This window comes from Chloroflexota bacterium (assembly GCA_026713825.1).
GTDB lineage: Bacteria > Chloroflexota > Dehalococcoidia > Lucifugimonadales > UBA1127 > UBA1127.
Genome location: JAPONS010000021.1, coordinates 1 through 22,524, shown reverse-complemented (window position 1 = coordinate 22,524; position 22,524 = coordinate 1). Strand labels below are relative to the sequence as shown.

Here is a 22,524-nt window from a genome sequence, read left to right as displayed (position 1 = left end):
GGCTGCATCACACTCCGCAGGCTTCGCGGGGAGTACAATACGGCGGGCGAGCCCATGAAAGGGCGGCGCTGGGCATCCGGGAGGAAGGAGAAGAGTCATGGTGGCAAACAAAGGCTACATAGACGCGGACGGGCATGTCTTTGAGGGCGACGCCTTCCGCCGCTACATTGAGCCGCCCTATGACCAGCGCCAGACGCTTGCTGCGGGCGGCGACAGCTTTGATCGCAGTATGAACGGCGCAATACCGCAATTCATGGACACCACCGCCCAGGTGTGGCTGGAGGTCATGGATCAAGGCGGTCTCGACAAGACCGTGCTCTTCCCCACCGCCGGCCTTGGCGTGGGTTTCATCCGGGAGCCGGACTTTGCGGCGGCCTTTTGCCGCGCCTACAACAATTTCATGTCGGAAGAGTTCCTGAAGGTGAGCCCTCGCCTGCACGCGGTGGCTATCCTGCCCCTGCAGGACGTCGATGAGGCTGTCAAGGAGCTCCGTCGCGCCGTCACCGAGCTGCACATGGTGGGCGCAATGCTGGCCACTGACGGCCCTTGGCTCCTCGGGGATCCCAAGTTCGACCCCCTCTACCGGGAAGCCCAGCGATTGGGCACGATGGTGGGGCTCCATGCGGGTGGCTCGCTGCGAGGCCGTGGGTTTGAGGAGTACCTCGTAGACCGGTTCATCCAGAGCCATACGTTGGCGCATCCGGGGGCGCAAATGCGCCACATGGTCAGCATGGTCATGGAAGGGGTGCCGGAGAAGTTCCCGGACCTGAAGATCGCGTACTTGGAGGCCGGATGCACCTGGGTGCCCTTCTTGATGGACCGCATGGACGAGAACTTTGAGTTCCGCGGCTATCAGGAAGCTCCCTTGTTGAAGAAGAAGCCGAGCGAGTACGTCGCGAGTCCCAACATCTTCGTGTCCTGCGAACCGGAGGAGCGGTTGCTGCCGGAGACGTTGCGGCTCATTGGAGAGGACTGCGTCATGTACGCTTCAGACTGGCCGCACTGGGACAACAGCTATCCTGAGTCGCTGCATGAGCTGGAGGCCCGGGAAGACTTGTCGCCGGAGCAGAAGCGCAAAATCCTGGTCGACAATCCCAAGCGGCTGTACGGGATGGAGTAGGGAAGACACAAGAATCGAGTGATGGGCGGTCAGGGGATCGAACCCCGGACACCCGGATGAAAAGTCCGGTGCTCTGCCGGCTGGGCTAACGGCCCGTAGCTGCATGGGTGTGGCCTGCTGGCGGCTGACGCAGGACGCCCCCCTGGAGCAGAGGCACAAGACGCTCATGAACGAGCCGCGCTCCTCCGGGGAAGAGGGCGAGAGCGCCTTCCTCTTGGCTGGCAAAGACCACCGCGTGTGGGTGTTCTGCACGGTGGTCTTCAACGCCTCGGTGGGCGGCATGGTGGCGCTGCCGCCCCTCGACGTCTTCACCCAGCCGCACGAGACGGCGTGTCTGGCAACCCCGGCTACCGGGCGGGCGCCGCTTGCCGCCCCGCGGGCCACGCCTCGCGCGTGAAGCGGCGGCCGAGGCCCCGCTCGATCTCGCGCCACTTGGTCTCTTCCTCCGACGTGATGAACGTGATCGCCTCACCAGTGCGGCCCATGCGGCCCGTGCGTCCGACCCGGTGGGTGAAGAGCATCTCGGAGTCCGGCAGGTCGTAGTTGATGACCTGCCCGATGGAATCGAAGTCCAGCCCTCTGGCGGCCACGTTCGTCGCCACAAGGATCGACGCGGCGCCGGAGCGGAAGTCTATCATCACCCGCTCGCGGGCGTTCTGGCTGAGGTTCCCCTGCAGCGCGCCTACCGGGTAGCCAAAGTCTTCAAGCTGCTTCGCTAGCTTCTTGACGCCGTGCTTGGTCTTGCCGAATACGATGACCGGCGCGTCCTCCCGCCGGTCGAGCAGTGTGCGAAGGGCATTCATCTTCTCGCTTTTCTGGATAGAGTAGACAAGGTGCTCCACGGTGGGCGGCGCCTGCATCTCCGCGTCCACTTCCACCCGCGCGGGCTGCTTCAGGTGCTTGGCGGCGGTCTGCGCGACCCACCCCGGCATCGTTGCCGAGAGGAGCGCCGTCTGCCGTCCCTTGGGCGTCCCCGCCATGATGGCCTCGACATCGCGGGCGAACCCCCGGTCGAGCATCTCATCGGCCTCGTCCAGCACGAGGAAACGCACTGCGCTCAGGTCGAGTGTCTCCTGCCGCAGGTGGTCCAGCGTCCGGCCCGGTGTGCCGATGACGATTTGCGCCCCGCGCCTCAGCGCGATGTACTCCGGCCCCAACGACCGTCCGCCGTAGAGGAGCGTCGTGCGCAGATTGTGCGCCGAGGCTAGCGCCTCGACGACGCCGGCAACTTGGATGGCGAGCTCTCGCGTCGGTACGAGCACGAGCGCCTGCACGCGCCGCACCGGCGGGTCGCAACGCTCCACAAGCGGTGCCGCGAATGCCAGCGTCTTCCCGGACCCCGTGCGCGCCTGCCCAATCAGGTCTCGCCCCGCCATCAGGTGCGGGATGGCCTTGTCCTGAATCGGAGTGGGCTCCGTTATGCCCATCCTGGCGATCGTGGCCTTGGTGGCCGGCTTCAGCGGCATGTCGGAGAAGGCGCTCCCGACGGTCCATATCTCGGGGGCGGTGTTAACGGCTTTCGCGGGCTCAGTGCGAGTCGGACGAGGGTTAGGCCGTTGGGGCGATCGGTTGCGCGCGGCGCCATTCGCGTTGCTGCGTGGTTGCCTGACCTGAGGGTCACGCGCGGCGCCATTCGAGTTGCGCCTGGCCTGAGGATCGCGCGCCGCGCCGTTCGCGTTGCTCCGTGACGGCACGGGTTGTCGGTCGCGCCCTGTCCCCATCAGACTGCTCTGAAACGGCTTGGCGTGAGGGTCGCGGCTTGACCCCATAAGGTTGCTCCGAAACGGCGTGGACTGGGGCGCGTGACCAGAGCGGTTCTGCTTGCCGCGGTCCGGAGTGTTCTGACGGCGTGATTGGAAGCAGGCTTGGCAGTAAACGGGCTTGCCCTGACTGGGACGGAAGGGGACGGTGGTGGACGTGCCGCATTGACTGCAGGTGACTTGGTGCTGGGTGCGGCTGGGTCGGTTGCGGTCGCTTGGACGCGCGAGGATGGAGGTAAACGTGGGTGACATAAATGAACGGACTCCCTACTCTTCAATTTATAACACGGTGAATCAGCGGAGGGTGAACAAGAAGAGAGTGGGGCTAGTCCCTTTTTGTGTCAGACCTTGGCGCGCTATTCATGCGTTGCCAATAGTATACTCCGCCGTTACGAAAAGCGAAACGCCTGAGGGTTTTGACCCCTTGGCGCTCCTTTCCAAAACGTTCCGCCCCGCCCCACTAGTCCGCTGCTCGATCTCGGCGTTCCATGCGGCCAACGCCCGTTCTCCAGAGTCGAGCCGCCCGGGTTTCGGATTTCGACGGGCTCAGTAATGCCGGCGGCGCGACGAGTTTCTCGTCTACTGAGGGTCAATCCGACTGTTTCGGCGCTCTTGCGCACTCGATGGGGCGGTAAAGGAAGTGGAATCGCAACTTGGGAGGTGGATTGCCCGTCAAGGCCTCGGCCACGACGCTCTCCCGCTGCTGCTATGATGGTAGCCGAGGTGATGAAACTTGATTGACTGCCGCAACGACGCCATACGCAACCTGGCCATCATAGCCCACGTCGACCATGGCAAGACCACCCTGGTCGACGCGTTGCTGAAGCAGGGCCAGGTTTTTCGTGCGCACCAGCAGGTGGGCGCGCTGATCATGGACACCAACCCGCTGGAGCGGGAGCGCGGCATCACAATCCTCGCCAAGAACGCCTCGGTTTCCTACGACGGCGTCCGCATCAACATCATCGACACGCCGGGCCACGCCGACTTCAGTGGCGAGGTCGAGCGCGTCATGAACATGGCCGACGGCTGCCTGCTGCTGGTCGACGCCGTCGACGGCCCCATGCCCCAGACCACCTACGTGCTGCGTCAGGCCCTCCAGCAGAACGTGACCCCCATGGTCGTCATCAACAAAATCGACCGCTCGGAGGCCCGGGTCGCTGAGGTGGAGGGGCTGGTGCAGGACCTGTTCTTGGAGCTGGCCACCCGCGACGACCACCTCGACTTCCCGGTGCTGTACACCTCGGCCAAGCAGGGCTACGCCATCATGGACGCTGAGGCATCGGGCGCGGACATGAAGCCGCTGTTCGATGCAATTCTGCGCTCTGTGCCGCCGCCCACCGGAGACCCCGCCGCCCCGCTGCAGATGCTGGTCGCGGCCCTCGACTACGACAACTACGTGGGTCAGGTATCGATTGGCCGCATTTCCAACGGCACGCTGCGGCCCCGCGATGAGGTGGTGCTGCTGGGCCGCGATGGCGTGGCCACGACGCACCCCATCGAGTTCGTCTTTGTGTTCCACGGCATGGAGCGCGTTGAGGTCGCCGAGGCCTACGCCGGCGACATCGTGGCCGTCACGGGTCCGGAGGGCGTGTCCATTGGCGACACCATCGCGTCCAAGGAAGACCCGCAGGCCCTGCCGACCATCGACATCAACGAACCCACCGTGCGCATGACCTTCGGCGTGAGCACGTCGCCGTACATGGGCCGTGAGGGCGTCCACTGCTCGTCGCGCACCCTGCATGAACGGCTGATGCGGGAGCTGCGCACCAACGTCAGCCTTCGCGTCGACACCACGCTTAGCCCCAGCGAGTTCGTCGTCGCCGGCCGAGGTGAGCTGCACCTGTCCATCCTTGTTGAAACCATGCGCCGCGAGGGACTCGAGTTCCAGGTGTCGCGCCCCATGCCCGTCAACAAGGAAGTTGAGGGCAGGGTCTATGAGCCCTACGAGATCCTGAACATCAGCACCCGGGAAGAGTACGTCGGGACGCTGACGGAGTACCTTTCCGCCCACCTGGCCCAGCTCCGGGACATGCGCTACGACGAGAACGGCCAGGTGCACATGGAGTTTAAGATTCCCACGCGGGGGCTCATCGGCTTCAACGCCTTCTTCCTTCGCACCACGCGCGGCGACGGCGTGAAGAGCAGCGCCTTCACGTCCTATGAGCCCATGGTGGGCGAGATCAAGTCCAATCGCGGCGGCGCCCTCGTGGCGTCGGAGGCGGGCACGGCTGTCACCTACGGCCTGCTCAACGCACAGGGCAGGGGCGACACGTTCATCGACCCTGGAGCCAAGGTATACGAGGGGATGATCATCGGCTCCCAGCGCCGCGGCGGCGACATCCCGATCAACGTCTGCAAGGAAAAGAAGCAGACCAACATCCGGTCGGCGACGGCTGACGTGGCCAAACGCCTCAACGCCACCGTGCGGTTGAGCCTCGAGGAGGCGCTGGCGTTCATCGATGACGACGAGTTGCTGGAGGTCACGCCGCAGAACCTACGGCTCCGGAAGGCGGAACTCACCGCGCAGAGCAGCAAGAGCAAGCGCTAGGACTCCGAGGCGTTCCGCGTTACCCTCACGCCTGGCCGCCCAATGCCCCATAGCCCAAACTCTGACCCTTGCTGCGAGGAACGCGGCATTGGAGTCGAGATGCAAGGAGGCTGAACGTGTCACGAGCGTTTGCAGTCGAGGAGACCATTCAGAGGCCCGCCACTCAGGTTTGGGAGGCCCTCACCGATTGGTCGAACGCCCACAGGTGGATGCCCGGAATCGATGGGATGACGGCCGACGGAGAGACCGCCGAGGGGACGAAGCTGACCTTCCGTGCTCGTGGTGCGGACCGATCGAGCGCCATCGCCCACTGTGACGCTGGTCGCTCCATAGTGCTGCGTTCGGTGCAGGGTGGTGTGACCGCCGACTACAGATACGAAATCCACGCACTGGACGAGAATTTAGCTCGGGTCACGCTGGTAGCTGACTGTCAGATTACTGGGCTATTGATGCGCCTGGTGTCGCCCCTGCTCCGCATCGCAATCCGGGCCTCTGACGGCAAGCAGCTACGACTGCTAAAGGCAACGGTTGAGGGCGGGTAATGCCCGGGGGGGTGTGCGGTCAGCCTTCGGGCCAACCAATGGGGCGGCCCTGACCCAACCCTCAGCTACTTCCGGCAACCTGCTTGCACGGCCCACTCACCTGCAAGCCCTTGCGCACGGCAAATCGACTGCACCCGGTCCACCGAAGTTATAGTCCGGCCTCTCCAGTGTCCAATCCGCCAAACCCGGTGAAACCTGCCCCCGGCTAGCCGTCGGCGTGAACCCGCTCATGCGCCTGAAGGAAGCTGCGCACCTGCTCGATCGTGCTGGCGAAGATATCCGGCGCCTCCTTCCAGAGATACGCCGTCACCTGGGCGTTGGGAGCCGGCGAAACCAGGTCCATGGCGGCCTCGTATGAGTGCAAAGGCGTGTCGTCGGGTATGACCAGCATCGGCGTCCGGCACAGAGACGGCAGCGCGAGCGATTTCGCTGGTATGTTGACAATGACCCGTTTGATAAGCGCCAAAAGCAGTCCCTCTCCAAACATGATTGGAGAGCGCTTGCCTCCACGAATAGCCGACGAGCATCAGCAGAACGGCAGGCCCAACGAGTCGAGGTCGCTATCGTCAACATCGCGCAGGGCCGCCGGCACGCAGCCTAGAAAGTCGTTGCCGTAGAGTCTCAGATCTTCCAGGTTGGAGAGGTTGCCCAACTCGGGCGGGATCTCTCCGGAGAGCGCATTTTGCCATAGCGTCAGATATTCGAGGCTGGAGATCTGGCCCAATTCAGGCGGTATCTCTCCGATGAGGTTGTTGCTGTCGAGCTCCAAATTCGTCAGGTTGGAGAGCCGGCCCAGTTCAGGCGGAATCTCCCCGCTCAACTAGTTCCCATCGAGATCCAGCAATTCCAGCCTGGGGAGCTGGCTCAGTTCTGGCGGGATCGCTCCGCTGAGGTTGTTGCCCGTGAGACGCAGCTCCATCAGGTTGAGGAGTTGCCCCAGTTCAGCTGGAATCTCTCCGCTCAACTGGTTGTTGTGAAGCTGCAGTACCTCCAGGTTGGAGAGTTGGCCCAGTTCAGGCGGGATATTCCCGCTCAACTGGTTGCCTCCGGCGTACATCGAGTCCAGACGGGAGAGCCGGCCCAATTCAGCCGGTATCTCCCCGCTCAACTGGTTGTATCCGAGGGACAAGTAATCCAGGTTGGAGAGTTGGCCCAGCTCAGCCGGTATCGCTCCAGTCAAGCTGTTGTCATTGAGTCCCAGGTCCTTGAGGCTGGAGAGTTGGCCCAGTTCAGGCGGGATATTCCCGCTCAACTGGTTGTGGTCCAAGCCCAGATATTCCAGGTTGGAGAGTTGGCCCAGTTCGGGCGGTATTGCTCCACTCAAGCTGGTTACGCTGAGGTACAGAGTTGTCAGGTTGGAGAGTTGGCCCAGCTCAGCCGGGATTGTTCCGCTCAGGTCGTTGTCGATGAGGCTCAGAGATTCCAGTTTGGAGAGTTGGCCCAGTTCGGCCGGTATCTCTCCGCTCAACCGGTTGAACCCGAGCTCCAGCCATTCCAGGTTGGAAAGTTGGCCCAGCTCAGCCGGTATCTCTCCGCTCAACCGGTTGTCCGGGAGTTCGAGGGCTATGACGCTCCCGAGGTCGTCGGTCGTCACTCCGTACCATTCGCCAAGGGGTCTGTCGGTCAGCCAGTTGTCACTGTCCTTCCAGTTGGGTCCGTCCATGGCGTTGTAGGAGGCGGTCAGGGCTACCCTGTCCGTTTCGGCGGAGGGCGGGCCGGACGCGGGAATAGACTCCGACGTTTCTGTAGACGTCGATTCCGATGCAGCGGCTTCGCCAGGGGCCTCGCCCCTATCAGTTGCGGGTTGGGACGCAGCCCGGTCTGCGGTGGACGACTCCGGCAGCCCATCTCCACCGCAGGCCAGGAGGGCTGCGGTGAGGACCAGGGAGAGGCCTATGAGAATCAGATTCCTCGTGATCTTAACCATTTCATACCCTCCGTTGAGATAGCGGTGAACGCCCACCGGGCGTGGTTCCGACGAAGGCCTGTGAGCATCAGCAAACCGGCAGCTCCAACTCCTCAAGGTCGTTCTCGTATACATCCCTCAGTGCGCCTGGTGCACACCCGGTAAACTCGTTGCCGTCCAGATACAGCAACCTCAGGCCGGAGAGTTGCCCCAGTTCAACGGGGATCTCCCCAGCCAAGTTGTTGTCGGGAAGAGTCAGATGTTCCAAGCGGGTCAGTTGGCCCAGTTCAGGCGGGATCTCCCCGCTGAGATCGTTGTCGTCGAGGTGTAGCCGTGTCAGGCTGGAGAGTTGGCCCAATTCAGGTGGGATCTCGCCGCTCAGCGAGTTCTTCCATAGTGACAACCCGTACAAGCGGGACAGTTGGCCCAGTTCAGGCGGGATCTCCCCGCTCAAGTCGTTTTCTCCGAGATACAAGTACTCCAGGTTGGAGAGTTGGCCCAGCTCGGCTGGGATCTCCCCGCTGAGGCCGTTGCCGAAGGCAATCAGCTCCCGCAGGTCGGAGAGTTGGCCCAGTTCAGCCGGTATCTCTCCGCGCAACCCGTTCTCTGAAAGCTGAAGGGCAGCGACACGCCCGTCGAAACTCGTTCCAACTCCGTACCACTCTCCAAGAGGCTCGTCACTCAGCCAGTTGTCGTTGTTGGTCCAGTTGGGTCCGTCCATGGCGTTGTAGAAGGCAGTCAGGGCTACCCTGTCCGTTTCGGCGGAGGAGGGGCCGGACGCGGGAGTAGACTCCGGCGTTTCCGTAGACGTCGATTCCGATGCAGCGACTTCACCAGCGGCCTCGCCTCCATCAGCTACGGGTTGGGACGCGGCCCGGTCTGCGGTGGACGACTCCGACGGCCCATCTCCGCTGCAAGCCAGGAGGGCTAGAGGAAGGCCCATCACCAGGACAAGTACAGATATCCGCTTGATCATCCGGCGCATTTCGTGTGCCTCCTATTTCGAGTACGTCTGTGGCCAGCACCCTGCTGCTGTGTTCGCGTCCTGACGCTGTCAAAAGCCGCAAGCACGGACTTCTCGCTCCAATTCGGCTTCACTAGCAAACTGGCAGCCCCAACTCCTGAAAGTCGTTCTCTTGTACATCCCTCAATGCGCCTGGTACGCACCCGCTAAACTCGTTGCCGCGGAGATACAGCACCTCCAGGTCGGAGAGTTGCCCCAGTTCAACGGGGATCTCCCCAGCCAAGTTGTTGTCGGCAAGAGTCAGTTGTTGCAAGCGGGTCAGTTGGCCCAGTTCAGACGGGATCTCCTCGCTCAAGTTGTTTTGTCTGAGGTCCAAGTACTGCAGGAGGAAGAGTTGGCCCAGTTCAGCCGGTATCTCTCCTCGCAGCCCGTTCTCAAAAAGCTCAAGGGTAGCTACGCGCCCGTCGGTATACGTTTCAACGCCGTACCTTTCTCCAAGAGCCTCGCCACTCAGCCAATTGTCGTTGTTCGTCCAGTTGGGTCCATCCGTGGCGTTTTAGAAGGCAATCAAGGCTTCCCTGTCCGTTTCGGCGGTGTGCGCGGGTTCAGTGCTCGTTTCGGCGGACGTCGCGTCCGGCCCCCCGAATTAACAGAAGTTGACGCTACGCCCTAACTCCGTTTCAATCGGGCCTTTGAGGCCAAGGCATGCGGCACCAACCCGCGCTCTGATCTCTTCAACCTCCTGCTCCAACGCCGGGTCAAGCTGACCCGGTTCCATTTCCAGGGAGTTGATTATGGCTTGGAGGGCGGCAAGCTCTTCCCTGCTCTTGACCTCCGTGTCGGCCTTCTTCACGGTTTCAATATGCGTCTGTAGGAACTGAACAAATTCCCTGTTAGTCGTGATGTAGTTGTCGTGGGGGTCGGATAGGTGGTCCGGGGGCCTCAGTCTTGACATTCGGTCGAGAATCTCATTTAAGACGCTCGCGAGGAAGTCGTAGAGGCCTGTGACTGTCTGCAGCAAGTTCTCGGCGTACTGGCTTATGAACGCTGTATCGTCGTCCGACCAAGAATCGCTGGCCTTAAGCGAACCTATCCGTTCGGCCTCGTCCTGAGTAACTATCCCATTGAAGAGGAAGTCCCCAAACGCAGCCTCGATCTCATCGTCGCCGAAGGTAGAGATTTCCTCCATAGCTGCAGCGTATTCCTCGGTCGTGAGCTCCGCTGTGGGTGATGACGCTGCTCTACAGAACGGCAGGTCCACCGAGGCGTCAACATTGCGTAGAGCTTCCGGTAAGCAGAATATGAGGTCGTTGTCGGCGAGTCTCAGATCTTCCAGTTTGGAGAGGTTACCCAGCTCGGGCGGGACCTCACCGCTCAGCGCGTTCCGCCATAGCGCCAGACGTGTCAGGTTGGAGAGCTGGCCCAGTTCGGGCGGGATCTCTCCGCTGAGGTTGTTGCTGGAGAGATCCAGGTTTTCCAGGTTGGAGAGCCGGCCCAGTTCAGGCGGGATCTCTCCGCTCAGCGCGTTCTGCCATAGCGCCAGATATGTAAGGTTGGAGAGTTGGCCCAGTTCAGGTGGGATCTCCCCACTCAGCGCGTTACCCCAGAGGTCCAGCGACGTCAACTTGGAGAGTTGGCCCAGCTCAGGCGGGATCTCCCCACTCAGCGCGTTATCCCAGAGGGCCAGCGACGTCAAGATGGAGAGTTGGCCTAGTTCACCCGGTATCTGTCCGGTGAGATTGTTGCGATAGAGATAAAGAATTTCCAGGTTGGAGAGTTGGCCCAGCTCAGGCGGGATCTCTCCGCTGAGCTCATTGTCGGCAAGGTCGAGCGACAACAGGTAGGAGATTTGGCCCAGTTCACCCGGTATCTCTCCGCGCAACCCGTTGGAACGCAGGGCAAGCGATATCACACCGCCGGCGCTGTCGGATACGACGCCGTGCCACTCGCCAACAGGAGTGTCGCTTAGCCAGTTTTCATTGTTCGTCCAGTTGGGTCCGCCCGTGGCGTTGTAAAGGGCGATGAGCGCTTCCCTGTCCGTCTCTGCTGAGGACGAGCCGGATGCGCCGCAAATGCTGACATCGCGCTCCAACTCAGCTTCCAGCTGCTCCTTAAGGGCAAGGCATGCCGCGGAATTCTGCGCCGTTTTTTCCCACAGCAGTTCCGGGTCAGGCTGACCGGACTGGAGGTTGACCAGGGCTAGGAATTCGGCAAGCTCTTCGCCGCTGTTGACCTCCGCGTTGGCGCCCCTCACAGCGTCCACTTGAGTCTGCCAGAACTGAACGGCCTCCCTGCCTGTTGCGATGAAGCTGTCGTGGAGGGCGGTCAAATGCTCCGGGGGGGCCAGGCTTGACACTTTGTCGAAGTACTCATCGGTAATGCTCACGTAGGCGTCATAGTATCCTGTGGCCCTCTGCAGCATGGTCACCGCGATCTCGCCTGCGAACGCTACATCTTCCTCCGACCATGACTCGCTAGTCTCAAGCGAGTACATCCGCTGTTCCTCGTCACCAGTAAGAGGTTGCCAGAAATAGGATCTCCCGCCCGCAGCTTCCCACGCGGCATCGGTCTCATCGTCACCGAGGGTAGAGATTTCCTCCATAGCTTCCACATATTCCTCGGCCGTGAGTTCCGCGCCGTCCTGCATTTGAGCATTCGTAGTGGGTGTATCCACGGCAGACGTGGTTACTGTGGGCCCGCCTTCATTTGCGGGCTGCCCGGTTGCATCGCCGGAGTCGCCGCCGCAAGCCGCCAGCGCCGTCGTCAGCAGCGCTGCCAGAATCACGGCAGGCGCCCAATGCGGCAGGGTCAAGGAGAGAGACTGCGGTTGTGGGAGGAGGCGGATGACATCCAACATGCTGCTCACATTAGTCTCCTGCTGGAAAATTTGGAACGCCGGTCAGCGTGACTGTTCAGTGGCTGGCTTTATAAAGCCGCGCGGGCGCGAGATAGAACTAATGCGCCATTATTCGGCGCGCCGGGCGTGTGGTCCTCGAACCTGGGAGTCACGTCATCGGGGTCGGAGCCGACAGCCTTTCCCTGTACGATGCCCAAGCAGGCGCCCTCTATTTTGCGGACATGCTCCCTCACGATTGTACCACCGAATGTATAACCAAGGTGTAACAATTGTGTGGATGTATCATGACTTCTCGTGACCATTCGTAGAATTCGGCATAATGACGCGGAGCGGTTGCCACGGCGGTTCATGGGAGATGGCGAAGCGTACGCTGACTTTGAACTCTGGCTCACAGCCCGCCGAGCCAAAGCTCGAAAACGGTTCTGTCTACCATGCCGGTTGGTGGGCCGTCAGGGGCTCGAACCCTGGACACCCGGATTAAAAGTCCGGTGCTCTGCCAACTGAGCTAACGGCCCGTATTTACATTGTAGCAGGGTAGCTGAGCGCTGGTGCAGTCGTGGATTATGATATACATTAGTATAACAAATGAATTACAAATGAACTTCATAAACTTTCATATGTGACAATCGGCTCCATTTCTGCATTCTGCTCTGCTACGGAAACGGTGGGGCGTCGGCGTCGAGCACGTTGAGCCTGTCCAGCGGCCAGTACGAGACCCACGCCTTGCCAATGATCTGTTCCTGCGAAATCGGGCCCATGCTGCGGGAGTCGTAGCTCACCGCCCGGTTGTCCCCCAGCACGTAGTAATGCCCCTCCGGCACCAGGGTGGGCGGCTCATTCGAGTCGTCAAAGCCTGTGAGGTAGCGCTCCTTGAGCAGCTCGCCGTCCACATACACCCGCCCATCGCGCATTTCGACGGTCTCGCCGGGTAGGCCGACGACGCGCTTGACTAGATCGGCCCCCTCGCGGTCGGCGATGTGGAAGACCACGATGTCGCCGCGCTGGGGCGGATTGAAGAAGTAGGCGTCGCCGTCTGGTGCGACAGTGGTGGCCGCTAGGGCCGTTTGGAAGGGAACGACGGCGTACGCCAGCTTGCTCACCAGCAAATGCTGCTGGTTCGCGAGCGTGGGGTCCATGCTCTCGCCCTGCACGCGGAAGTTCTGCACGGACGCCTGCAGTATCAGGAAGGCGCCCAGTCCCAGCAGCAGGGTCTCCAAGGCCTCAAAGAGAAAAGTCTTCACGTGCTCTCGTCCACGGGTGTGCTTGCGTTCGTATCCTATAGTGTAACGTTGTTGGGCCGGGTTTTGTTGTCCAGGGCGTAGCGGGGCGCCTTGGGACGGCGGCCGGGCGCAAATGCCCTTGGCAAAGCTGCCGTTCGCTGGCCCCGCAACCTTTGGCGGCGGAGATGCGCGATGCCGTCCCTGGGCGGTATGATGGTAGCATACGGGTATGCTATACTCGCAAAAGTAGGAGTATAGGGAACGCCGATGGATGAGCAGGCGCTTCTGCAAGCCAGCAAAGCGGGTGATGCAGGGGCATTCAATCGTCTGGTGGAGCGCTACCAGACCTCGATATACAACGTATCCCTGCGTATGGTCGGCGACGCCGCAATCGCGGAAGACATAACGCAGGAGACTTTCGTTTCAGCGCTTCGTGCGCTCCACACCTTCTCCGCCGGCAACTTCCGCGCCTGGCTCTTCCGCATTGCCACCAACGCATGCCGCGATCACCTGCGTTCCGCGCAGGTGCGGCGGAACACCTCGCTGGACGCGTTGGTGGACAGCTCCTCGTTCAGCTTCACCAGCGAGCAGGAAACGCCCGAAGAGTACGCAGTCCGCCGGGAGCTTTCGAGTTTCATCCAGCAATCCTTGGCGACGCTCCCGACGGACCAGCGCATGGTATTGGTCCTTGTAGATATACAGGCGCTCAGCTATGAGGAAGCGGCGCGCGTGTTGAAGACGCCCGTCGGCACGGTGAAGTCCAGGCTTAGCCGCGCCAGGGAAGCAATGCGCGCCGCGCTCTCCACCCAGCGGGAACTTTTACCCGCCCAGATTCGTTCTGGTTAGTGGAGGTTGTCCATGCGGCTCTTTGGCGAGGGCTTTGGGGATCGGCACTGTTCACTGGAAACGGTTTCATCCTTCCTTGACGGTGCTATGCGTGAGAGGGAGATGCTGCAGGTGGAGTCCCACCTGGCATCCTGCTCCGGCTGCGCGCAGCATATTGAGGAGATGAGGTCCGTGGTGGGCGTTCTCCGCATGATGCCCACGGTCCCTGCGCCTCGCAGCTTCGCCGTCCCCGCGCCTGCCCGGGTCTTCGTGGCCGAGCCCGCGCGGCCGTGGTGGCAGCCCGCCCCGATTGCAGGTCTGCGGGCCATGGCCATGGTCTCGCCGATGGCCGGCGTCCGCGCGATGGCCGCCGCAGCCGCCATTGCGCTGGCTGTTGTCTTCGCGGGCGATATGTCCGGCGTCATCGGCACGCCGGAAGCCCCCGTTCAGGTGGGTATCCAGGCCCCGGTTCCAATTGAAGGCCCCGGCAACCCGCCCGGGCCTGAGCCCAACCAAATCCTTGGCGAACCCCCGGTGCCCGCTCCCAACGCCAACGCTCCGGCAGTCTCCACCTTGCCGGGCGATGTGGGAACTTCGCCGCAACCGGACACCGCTCTCACAGAGCACTCGTGGTTCCGGTTTGAGCTGTGGCCGCTGGAGCTCAGCCTGTTGGCGCTGACGGTCGCGATGGCCGCGGTCTCCATAATCCTGCGCCGCCGTGCCTCCTCTTCCTAGTCGCCCCGGAACCCCTCGGCGTCAATCCGCGTCCCTTTAGGTGAAGGGGCAATTCCCCCAACCATTCCGGGAGGTAGAACGTGAGCATTGCGCGTTTTTCCAGAGCGCTCCTGTTTGTGGGCGTCCTGGCGCTGTTCCTTGCCGCCATAGCGTGCGAGAGCGATGAGCCGGATACCGGCGCCGTCGATACTGACACCGCCGCTGTGCAAGCAACCGCAGTTCCGGTAGCGCCGGAGCACGACAACGGAGACGACGACAAGGACTCCATGAGGATGGAGGAGTTTGACCTTGCCGCCGTCATGGAGCTCGTCGGGACATTCGCGGCCATGGCGGACAAGTCGGCCATGGAAGGCAAGGGGGACCTATCCAAGTTCGGCGTCATCGGAGACTCGCAGAATACGGGAATCTGGGTGAACGGCGCCGGCAGCGTCTCGGCGGCGCCGGACCTCGTTGAGCTGGACCTGGGGGTGTCGGCGACGGCGGACACGGTCTCGGAGGCGCGCGCGAGCGCGGCCGGGGCGATGACGGCCGTGATCGGCTTCCTGCAGGGAAGCGGCGTCGCCGACGCCGACATCCGCACGCAGCACATCTCCATTCAGCCGCAGTACGACTGGCAGGAGATCTTTGAAGAGAGCGTCCGCCGCAGTGAGCGCGTGCTGACCGGCTACCAGGTCTCCAACACCGTCCGGGCCCTCGTGCGCGACTTGGACAGCACGAGCGAGCTCCTCGACGGCGCCGTGGCCGCTGGCGGCGACCTCATCCGCGTAAACGGCATCACCTTCCGCATCGAGGACACCACCGAGCTGGCGAAGCAGGCCCGCGAAATGGCCGTTGAGGACGCGCTGACGAAAGCCAGCGAGCTGGCTTCCTACTCCGAAGTGGTCCTTGGTCGGATGGTGTACCTGTCGGAGGTCGTCGCCCAGCCCGTATACGCCGAGCGTGCTTTTGCATCGGTGGCGGCCGACACCGGCGCGTCGACGCCCATTAGCCCCGGCGAGCAGGAGGTCCGGGTCACCGTGCAGGCGGTGTTCGATATCGAGAGCAGTTGATTGGACTGCTAGCTGGCAAGTCTGTCGGCAGCATGATGCGGGAAGCGCCGGGGCATTTGCCCCGGCGCTTCTTTGAGGTAGGTGGTAGTGCGGGAGCGTGCAGACCTAACCTTGAGGCTCCCTTTGCTCTTCCGGATGATCGGACTCTTGCTCCTCCCGCTGTTCAGTCGGTTCGGCGTCCGTGGGAAAGCCGTCGGTGTCCGGCGTGAAGGTGAGCAGCGGCGTGATCCCGTCGCGGTTGTCGTCTTCATCGTCGACGTCGTAGTCCTGCGGCAGGACGGGGAAGGCGAGGATTTCGGTCTCCAGCATGTCCTGTGGCTGTGCCGTGGGCTTCGGGCTGCTCTTGACCCGCTGGATATGCTGGGCCTCCTTCGTCAGGAACTGTTGGTAGTAGGCGCCGTACTCGCCCTTCTTGCGGAAGCGCTTGTGCCGTTCGTTCAGCATCCGCTTGGTGGAGTACCTCTCTACCCGCGCGATGGCGCGCACTAGGGCGCGCTCGAGTGTGTATGCGGACGCCTCGGGGTCCATGTGCGCTCCGCCCACGGGCTCCGGCACCACGGCGTCGATGATGTTCAGGTCCTTCCCGTCCCTGGCCGTGAGCCGCATTGAGAGGGCAACGTCGGGCGCACGGCTGTCGTCGCGGTAGAGCATGGACGCGGCGGCCTCCGGCGACGCCGGTGTGTAGATGGCGCCCTCCAGCATGAGAATGCGGTCTGCAATGCTGAAGGCAAGCGCGCTCTCTCGCCCGCCCTCGCCAAGGATGACGGCGACGGTGGGCACCGGGAGGTTGGACATGGTGAAGATGGTGTGGGCAAGGGCGTTGCCCAGCCCCTTCTCCTCGGCTTCCAGGGTGAGCGCGGGGCCCGCGCAGTCAATCAGGGTGATGACCGGAATGCGGAACTTCTCCGCCATATTCATCGCCCGTTGCGCCTTGCGGAAGCCCTCGGGCCCAATGTACGGCGGCTGGCTCTCGCCTTCCGGTGTCACCGTGCGCTGCTGGGCCACAACCATGACGGACGCGCCGTACAGGTCGCCAACGCCGCAGATGATCGACGGGTCGTCGGCGGCCAGGCGGTCGCCGTGGAACTCGACAAACTCGCGGAAGACGCGGTCGATGTAGTCGCGCGCCGTGGGCCGCTGCGGGTGGCGAGTCCGCTGGACGGCCTCCCACGCCCCAAGCTGCCCTTGGGTGCGCTGGTTGCGCTCCCGGGGGACCAGCAGGCGGACGCGCGTCCGTGCCGGGACCAGGCGGCGCAGGATCGTCGCGATGGCCCCGCGCATGTTCTCCCGGTCCACGATGTTGTCCAGCATGCCGTTGCGCAGGTGCGACTCGGCCGTGTGGGAGTCCTCGGGAAGCGTCTCCCCGGCCGACTCCTGCAGCACCCGAAGCGGGGCGAAGCCCATGAGCGCGCCCGGCTCGGCGAGGAGGACGTCGGCCATGTTCGCGAAGCTGGCGTACGCCTGCCCCGTCGTCGGGTTGGCGAATACCGCGATATACGGCAGTCCCTTCCGGTGAAGCGCCCCGACTGCCGTTGCCGCCTTGGCCATCTGCATTAGGGAAAGCGCGCCCTCTTGCAGCCGCGCGCCGCCGCTGGTCACCAGCGCCACCAGCGGCAGGTCCTTCTTCTGGGCCAGTTCGCACGCCAGCGCCACCTTCTCTCCCACCACAAGCCCCATGCTCCCGCCAAGGAAGCTGAAGTCCAGGGCAAGGAGCACGGTGGAAATGCCCTCTATGCGGCACTGGCCGACGATGGCGGCCTCTGTGAGGCCCGTGCGGAGCTGCGCGTTGAAGATGTCGCTGCGGTACGTGTCCCGGCTGTTGAACAGCAGCGGGTCTATGGAGATGACCGCGCGGAACTTCTCCTTGAACGACTTGCGGTCCGCCAGCAGCCGGATGCGCTCACGGGCCGTAATGCTGTAGTGGAAGCGGCAGTCTGGACAGACCCGGGTATCCAGGTAGGCGGCGTCGTCGGCGAGAGCGGCGCCGCAAAACAGGCAGACCTCCTGGGCAAGCGCGGCCACGCCCGCAGCGTTGCCCCTGCGGCCAAGCAGCGTGCCGATTACCCCGGAAAAGCGCCGGTTTACCATCCATCTCCTTCAGGGAACCTGCGCTTCACCATCGTACCGCAAGGTTCCCCAATTACCATAGTACACCCCACAGCTACCCGCCGGGAGTGATGACCTCGCGGGACTTGCCCGGATCGCCGGGGCCCACGATGCCGCGGTCCTCCAGGTGGTCGAGCAGACTGGCGGCCTTCGCGTACCCGATGCCCAGCTTGCGCTGCAACAGCGATGCCGAAATCCGGCTGTGGTTGATGGCCAGCTTCTGCGCCTCCTGCAGCATCGTGTCTTCCTCGTTGTCCGGCGATGCAATCTCCATCTGGATTGCCGGCTTCGGCTTGTTGCCCTGCTTCTGCCAGAAGTCGACGATGGCGTCGACCTCCTCGTCCGAGATGAACGCGCCCTGCAGCCGCTTGGGCTTGACGGCGTTGGTGGGCAGGAAGAGCAGGTCGCCGCGCCCGAGGAGCTTCTCCGCGCCCACGCTGTCGAGCACCGTGCGGGAGTCGACTTGCGAGGAGACGGCGAAGCTCATTCGGCTGGGGAAGTTGGCCTTGATCAGCCCCGTCAGCACGTCGACGGAGGGCCGCTGCGTCGCGACCACCAGGTGGATCCCGGTCGCGCGGCCAAGCTGCGCCAGTCGGCACAGCGCGTGCTCCACGTCGCCGGAGGCCGTCATCATCAGGTCGGCCAGCTCGTCGATGACGAGCATGAGGTACGGCATGCGCTCCTCGCCCCGCACGAGCTTGCCGTTGAACGTTGCGATGTTGCGCGCGCCCCGCGCCTCGAACTTTTTGTAGCGGTGCTGCATCTCCGCAATGAGGGCGTGCAGTGCGGGCACGGCCTGGTCGACCTCGACCAGCACCGGCGCGGTCAGGTGCGGCAGGCCGTTGTAGGCCGTAAGCTCCACCCGTTTGGGGTCCACCAGGTACATCTGCAGGTCCATAGGCGTGCACTGCATCATGAGTGAGCAGATGATGGTGTTCATGCACACGCTCTTGCCGCTGCCCGTTGATCCTGCGATGAGCAGGTGCGGCATGTCGGCCAGGTCCATGATGACCGGTTCCCCGCCGCTGCCCAGGCCGAGGGCGACGGGCAGCTTGGCCTTCTTCTGGATGGCCTGGAAGGCGCTGCTCTCCAGAGACGACCGCAGGGTCACCACGTCGCGTTGCGCGTTGGGGACCTCCAGGCCCATGAAGGACTCGCCGGGCACAGGCGCCTCAAAGCGTAGGCTGGGCGCCGCCAGCGCCAGCGCTAGGTCCTTTTCGCGTGCGAGCACGTGGTCGACGCGGACGCGCGTCTTCTCCTCCACGCGCTTGCTCACCAGCTTCCCGTCGGCGCCGCGCGCGGGCGTGCCGTCGGGGTTGCGCTCGCGTACGTCCTTGTAGCGGCGGATCCAGCCGGGCCCGACGCCGTACTGCGTGACGACGGGGCCGGGCCGGATCTCCTTGACCTGCACCTCGATGTTGTACTCCGCCAGCGTCTGCTCAATGAGGCGGGCGGTTTCCTGGTGGACATCGTCCGAGATCTCCTTGCGGGTGACGCTCTTCAGGAGGTCGAGCGGCGGCAGCTCCCACTTGGTGGCCGTGGCCGCAATGCTGCCGCCCGTGCGCGCCGATCCGCTGCGCAGGTCGATGACCTCCGGGTCCGCCGTGTCGTCGAGGTCGTCGTCCTCATCGTCCGTCTCATCCAGCTCGTCGTCGTAGAGGTCGAAGGGCGGGGAGTCCTCCTCCCCATCCTCCTCGTCGTCCTCGTCCGTCTCTGCGTCAACCTCCTCAGGCTCGTCGATGTCCTCGGCCACAACGGACATAACGTCGACTTCGTCCTCGTCGTCCTCATCTACGGTGAGCATGCCGTTGGCGTAGGCCGCCGCCGGGGTCGGCGCCGCATCGGGCCGCAAGTACGACGGCGATTCGTAGCGGGGAAGGTCGTTGACGGTCGCCTGTGCGGGCCGGGGCGCCTGCGGCGTGTACGTCGTTTCCCCGTAGGAGCCAACGTTCTCGAAAACGCCCACCGGGTACGGGTACGGCTCGTACCCGCTCGCAACGGGCCGTGCGCGCCGCCGCGAGCTTGCCGGCCGGCGCAGGATGGCGGCGCTGACGATGACGAAGAATGCCAGGATGTACAGGTGGATGGGAAGCTTGTTGTACACGGCGCACACGCCGCGCCACACGGTGGCGGCTCCTCTCGCCAGGCTCGGAGAGACCGCGGTGCACTTCAGGCCAATCCAGACACCCGCTGCCTGCGCCCAGCGGAGGACGAATCCCATCGCCTCCCACAGATAGACCGCGAGGAAGCCGAGCGCGATCAGGAGAATCCTGCTGGCCCAGAGCGCGGGCGCCGGCATGGCTATCGCCAAGGCGGCGGCGAAGATGAATGTCGTGCGAACGATGCCCCACCCGGCGCTTGGGCCGATGATCCAGCCGCCGAGCGTGCCGCCGAGGCCCTGTCCCCAGAGTTGCAGGCACCCAGCGGCTACGACCACCATCAACAGCGCGGCCAACCAGCGGTGGGGGTGTCGCTTGACCATGTCCCTGCGCTGGACAAGGGTCACCGGGAGGGCTGCCGCCCAGACTGCCAGGGCGGCCCAGGTGTAGCGGAGGGCCTCCCAGACCTGCAGGCCCGTCGCGCTGACCGATTCCCACGCCACGTAGAGGGCCACACCAAGCGTGACCAGCAAGATGCTCGCGCCGCCCAGAATGAAGATGGGCATTGAGGACTGTCCGGTCTTGGGAGGGGGCGTCGGTTCAGTGGACCGCCTGCTGGGGGAAGGCTTCTTTACATCTACCATTGGGCACCTCATGGGACGGCGTGGTTTCTGTAGTGGCCCACACCGCCGCGTTACACATTACGACCACTACCACTATTGTACGCAACGAATGAACAGGTGGGACAGTTCCATGCGCGGGCGTGCGTTCGGGCCTTCGGGGCCTGCACGCACGTAGGGCGAGTGCCTTGCAATGCCCGAATTGACCGTAACGGGGCGGCTAGGTGAGCGAGACCAGCACCAGGACGACCGGGCGGCGGCCCGTGACGTCGCGGAGGATGCGGGACAGCACCCGGGCGGCCTGCGCACGGACGGCCTCCTCGATGTCGCCCTTGGGCCACTCTTGCTGTTCCAGCGCGTCCGAGAGGCGCTGCGACGCGGCCACCATGACCTCATTGTGGTCGTCCGGTGCCTCGAAGCCGTGGGCCGTGAGGGCCGGCGGCGCGCCGAGACGCCCCGTCGAGGCGTTGACCGTGACCGCTGCGACGACGACGCCGTCGCGGGCGAGCGTCTGCCGCTCCTTGAAGACGCCGTTCGACGGGTCCCACAGGTGGCGCCCCACCACGAAGACGTGCCCCGCGGGCACCCGGTCGACAATATCCGCGCCGTCCTCGCCGAGCTCCAGCACGTCGCCGTCCTCAAGGATGAAGGTGCGTTCCGGCGCGACGCCCATGCCCACGGCAATGCCCGCGTGCGCCACCAGGTGGTGGTACTCGCCGTGGATGGGTATGAAGTAGCGCGGCTTGATCATCCGCAGCATGAGCTTCAGCTCTTCCCTGCTCGCGTGGCCGTGGACGTGTACCTGCGCGTTCCGGGCGTGGAGCACCCGCGCCCCTTGCCTCAGCAGATTGTCGATGGTGCGCATGATGACCGCCTCGTTTCCGGGGATGGGCGACGCGGAGAGCACGATGGTGTCGCCCCGCGAGACGGAGAAGTCGCGGTGGTCGTCGTTCGCGATGCGCGAGAGGGCCGCCGTCGGCTCGCCCTGCGCTCCCGTCATGATGATGACCGTCTGCTCAGGCGGCAGGCCCGCGAGGCTCTCGGCGGGCACGATGACGCCTTCGGGCACGCGCAGGTAGCCCATCTGCTGCGCCATGGCGACGTTGTTGACCATGCTCCGGCCGATGACCGCCACCTTGCGGCCGTTCTTGGCCGCGGCATTGGCGATCTGCTGAATGCGCGCGATGAGCGAGGCGAAGGTCGCGAACATGACCCGGCCCGGCGCCTCCGCGATGATGCGCTCCAGGTTCGGGTCCAGCACCGCCTCCGAGGGCGTGTAGCCCTCGGACTCCGCGTACGTCGAGTCGGACAGCAGCAGCGTGACGCCCTCCATGCCCAGCTCCGCCAGCCGCGCGAAGTCCGTCGGCACCTGGTCGACGGGCGTGTGGTCGAACTTGAAGTCGCCCGTGTGGATGACCAGCCCCACCGGCGTGTGGATGGCGATGCCCGTCGCGTCCGGGATGCTGTGGCAGACGTGGAAGAACTCGCAGTGAAAGACGCCGAAAGTGAAGGTCTCGCCCGGTTCGATGGCGTGCAGCTCCGATGCGGAAAGGATGCGGTGGTCCCGAAGCTTTACCTCGATGAGGCCGTGCGCTAGCTTTGGCGCGTAGACCGGGACGTTCAGCTCCGGCAGCACAAAGGGAACGGCCCCCGTGTGGTCCTCGTGGCCGTGCGTGATGAGGATGGCGCGCACCTTGTGCTGGTTCTCCAGCAGGTACGTGATGTTCGGGATCACGAGGTCCACCCCGAACATGTCCTCCTCAGGGAACATCACGCCCGCGTCCACGACGATGATGTCGTCGCCGTACTCAAGCGCCATCATGTTCTTGCCGATCTCGCCCAGCCCGCCGAGGGGGATGACGCGCAGCACGCCGCCGTTGGCAGCATGTGGTGAGGTCGATGGAGACGCCGTGGCCTCGTGGGAGTCGTCGTCGAGCGGTCTGTCGTGCCGCCCCAGGAAGCGTCCTAGGTTTTGCATGAAGGAAGTCTTGCCCTGTCAATCGTCGGGTCGGCCCGGAAAAGAAGGGGCCGTATACACCCATGGTACACGGGATACGCGTAGCTGGCTACCGCAGGCCAGCAGGGCGCCCTGCCACCGGTAGGGGCAACCCTCGTGGTTGCCCGCCTCCCTGCCATCCCCACCGTCATACCGGCGCAGGCCGGTATCCAGGGG

The 22,524-nt window shown here is 63.8% G+C and carries 18 protein-coding genes and 2 tRNA genes; 7 read left to right on the top strand and 13 right to left on the bottom strand.

Annotated features, from left to right (window positions below):
- The first annotated feature begins 97 nt into the window (after positions 1 to 97).
- Positions 98 to 1,120, top strand: coding sequence for an amidohydrolase family protein (locus tag OXC99_02710; protein MCY4623898.1), 1,023 nt, complete (start codon positions 98 to 100; stop codon positions 1,118 to 1,120).
- 22 nt (positions 1,121 to 1,142) lie between these two features.
- Here OXC99_02710 and OXC99_02705 read toward each other — a convergent pair.
- Positions 1,143 to 1,215 (bottom strand) — tRNA-Lys (locus OXC99_02705).
- Positions 1,216 to 1,229: 14 nt separating this feature from the next.
- Here OXC99_02705 and OXC99_02700 point away from each other — a divergent pair.
- The gene (locus OXC99_02700; protein MCY4623897.1) at positions 1,230 to 1,517 is read left to right on the top strand and encodes a hypothetical protein; all 288 of its coding nucleotides are present in this window, start codon (positions 1,230 to 1,232) and stop codon (positions 1,515 to 1,517) included.
- Here OXC99_02700 and OXC99_02695 read toward each other — a convergent pair.
- A complete protein-coding gene (locus tag OXC99_02695) occupies positions 1,468 to 2,586 on the bottom strand; it encodes a DEAD/DEAH box helicase (protein ID MCY4623896.1) in 1,119 nt (372 codons plus the stop codon). The two genes, OXC99_02700 and OXC99_02695, sit on opposite strands and share 50 nt — an antisense overlap.
- A 1,027-nt stretch (positions 2,587 to 3,613) precedes the next feature.
- Here OXC99_02695 and typA point away from each other — a divergent pair.
- Positions 3,614 to 5,428 carry a translational GTPase TypA gene (gene typA, locus OXC99_02690; protein ID MCY4623895.1) on the top strand — a complete coding sequence of 605 codons (1,815 nt, stop codon included), beginning with the start codon at positions 3,614 to 3,616 and terminating at the stop codon, positions 5,426 to 5,428.
- Positions 5,429 to 5,544: 116 nt separating this feature from the next.
- Entirely contained in the window at positions 5,545 to 5,970 is a 426-nt protein-coding gene (locus tag OXC99_02685; GenBank protein ID MCY4623894.1) for an SRPBCC family protein, read from the top strand.
- 205 nt (positions 5,971 to 6,175) lie between these two features.
- Here the strand turns inward: OXC99_02685 and OXC99_02680 are convergent, their stop codons facing one another.
- The 8 genes from OXC99_02680 to lepB form a co-directional block, all read right to left on the bottom strand.
- On the bottom strand, positions 6,176 to 6,436 hold the full coding sequence (locus OXC99_02680) for a hypothetical protein (GenBank protein MCY4623893.1): 261 nt from the start codon (positions 6,434 to 6,436) through the stop codon (positions 6,176 to 6,178).
- A gap of 60 nt (positions 6,437 to 6,496) precedes the next feature.
- Positions 6,497 to 6,790, bottom strand: coding sequence for a hypothetical protein (locus OXC99_02675; GenBank protein ID MCY4623892.1), 294 nt, complete (start codon positions 6,788 to 6,790; stop codon positions 6,497 to 6,499).
- Positions 6,791 to 7,897, bottom strand: coding sequence for a hypothetical protein (locus OXC99_02670; protein MCY4623891.1), 1,107 nt, complete (start codon positions 7,895 to 7,897; stop codon positions 6,791 to 6,793).
- Between the two features lie 67 nt (positions 7,898 to 7,964).
- Positions 7,965 to 8,861 carry a Two component regulator three Y domain protein gene (locus OXC99_02665; protein MCY4623890.1) on the bottom strand — a complete coding sequence of 299 codons (897 nt, stop codon included), beginning with the start codon at positions 8,859 to 8,861 and terminating at the stop codon, positions 7,965 to 7,967.
- A 112-nt stretch (positions 8,862 to 8,973) separates the two neighbouring features.
- Positions 8,974 to 9,195: a hypothetical protein gene (locus tag OXC99_02660; GenBank protein ID MCY4623889.1), complete on the bottom strand. Its 222-nt coding sequence runs from the start codon at positions 9,193 to 9,195 to the stop codon at positions 8,974 to 8,976.
- Between the two features lie 291 nt (positions 9,196 to 9,486).
- Complete coding sequence (locus tag OXC99_02655; GenBank protein ID MCY4623888.1) at positions 9,487 to 11,487, bottom strand: hypothetical protein; 2,001 nt, start codon at positions 11,485 to 11,487, stop codon at positions 9,487 to 9,489.
- A 649-nt stretch (positions 11,488 to 12,136) separates the two neighbouring features.
- A tRNA-Lys gene (locus OXC99_02650) sits at positions 12,137 to 12,212 on the bottom strand.
- Between the two features lie 138 nt (positions 12,213 to 12,350).
- Positions 12,351 to 12,938 (bottom strand): signal peptidase I, encoded by a 588-nt coding sequence (lepB, locus tag OXC99_02645; protein MCY4623887.1) that lies wholly within the window; start codon positions 12,936 to 12,938, stop codon positions 12,351 to 12,353.
- Positions 12,939 to 13,184: 246 nt separating this feature from the next.
- On the opposite strand from lepB, the gene OXC99_02640 reads away from it, so the two are divergent.
- From OXC99_02640 to OXC99_02630, 3 genes are all read left to right on the top strand, one after another.
- Positions 13,185 to 13,763 carry a sigma-70 family RNA polymerase sigma factor gene (locus OXC99_02640; GenBank protein ID MCY4623886.1) on the top strand — a complete coding sequence of 193 codons (579 nt, stop codon included), beginning with the start codon at positions 13,185 to 13,187 and terminating at the stop codon, positions 13,761 to 13,763.
- A gap of 12 nt (positions 13,764 to 13,775) precedes the next feature.
- Entirely contained in the window at positions 13,776 to 14,477 is a 702-nt protein-coding gene (locus OXC99_02635) for a zf-HC2 domain-containing protein (GenBank protein ID MCY4623885.1), read from the top strand.
- Positions 14,478 to 14,557: 80 nt separating this feature from the next.
- Entirely contained in the window at positions 14,558 to 15,526 is a 969-nt protein-coding gene (locus OXC99_02630; protein MCY4623884.1) for an SIMPL domain-containing protein, read from the top strand.
- A 105-nt stretch (positions 15,527 to 15,631) separates the two neighbouring features.
- Here the strand turns inward: OXC99_02630 and OXC99_02625 are convergent, their stop codons facing one another.
- From OXC99_02625 to OXC99_02615, 3 genes are all read right to left on the bottom strand, one after another.
- Positions 15,632 to 17,614 (bottom strand): acetyl-CoA carboxylase carboxyltransferase subunit alpha/beta, encoded by a 1,983-nt coding sequence (locus OXC99_02625; GenBank protein MCY4623883.1) that lies wholly within the window; start codon positions 17,612 to 17,614, stop codon positions 15,632 to 15,634.
- Between the two features lie 73 nt (positions 17,615 to 17,687).
- Positions 17,688 to 20,297 carry a DNA translocase FtsK gene (locus tag OXC99_02620; GenBank protein MCY4623882.1) on the bottom strand — a complete coding sequence of 870 codons (2,610 nt, stop codon included), beginning with the start codon at positions 20,295 to 20,297 and terminating at the stop codon, positions 17,688 to 17,690.
- Between the two features lie 274 nt (positions 20,298 to 20,571).
- Entirely contained in the window at positions 20,572 to 22,329 is a 1,758-nt protein-coding gene (locus tag OXC99_02615) for a ribonuclease J (GenBank protein ID MCY4623881.1), read from the bottom strand.
- Between the last annotated feature and the right edge of the window lie 195 nt (positions 22,330 to 22,524).

Bases quoted from the DNA above. Each gene is read 5' to 3' on its own strand.
- OXC99_02710 (MCY4623898.1), top strand. From the start codon at position 98: ATGGTGGCAAACAAAGGCTACATAGACGCGGACGGGCATGTCTTTGAG.
- OXC99_02695 (MCY4623896.1), bottom strand. From the start codon at position 2,586: ATGCCGCTGAAGCCGGCCACCAAGGCCACGATCGCCAGGATGGGCATA.
- OXC99_02670 (MCY4623891.1), bottom strand. From the start codon at position 7,897: ATGGTTAAGATCACGAGGAATCTGATTCTCATAGGCCTCTCCCTGGTC.
- OXC99_02665 (MCY4623890.1), bottom strand. From the start codon at position 8,861: ATGCGCCGGATGATCAAGCGGATATCTGTACTTGTCCTGGTGATGGGC.
- OXC99_02655 (MCY4623888.1), bottom strand. From the start codon at position 11,487: ATGCAGGACGGCGCGGAACTCACGGCCGAGGAATATGTGGAAGCTATG.
- OXC99_02640 (MCY4623886.1), top strand. From the start codon at position 13,185: ATGGATGAGCAGGCGCTTCTGCAAGCCAGCAAAGCGGGTGATGCAGGG.
- OXC99_02635 (MCY4623885.1), top strand. From the start codon at position 13,776: ATGCGGCTCTTTGGCGAGGGCTTTGGGGATCGGCACTGTTCACTGGAA.
- OXC99_02625 (MCY4623883.1), bottom strand. From the start codon at position 17,614: ATGGTAAACCGGCGCTTTTCCGGGGTAATCGGCACGCTGCTTGGCCGC.
- OXC99_02620 (MCY4623882.1), bottom strand. From the start codon at position 20,297: ATGCCCATCTTCATTCTGGGCGGCGCGAGCATCTTGCTGGTCACGCTT.
- OXC99_02615 (MCY4623881.1), bottom strand. From the start codon at position 22,329: ATGCAAAACCTAGGACGCTTCCTGGGGCGGCACGACAGACCGCTCGAC.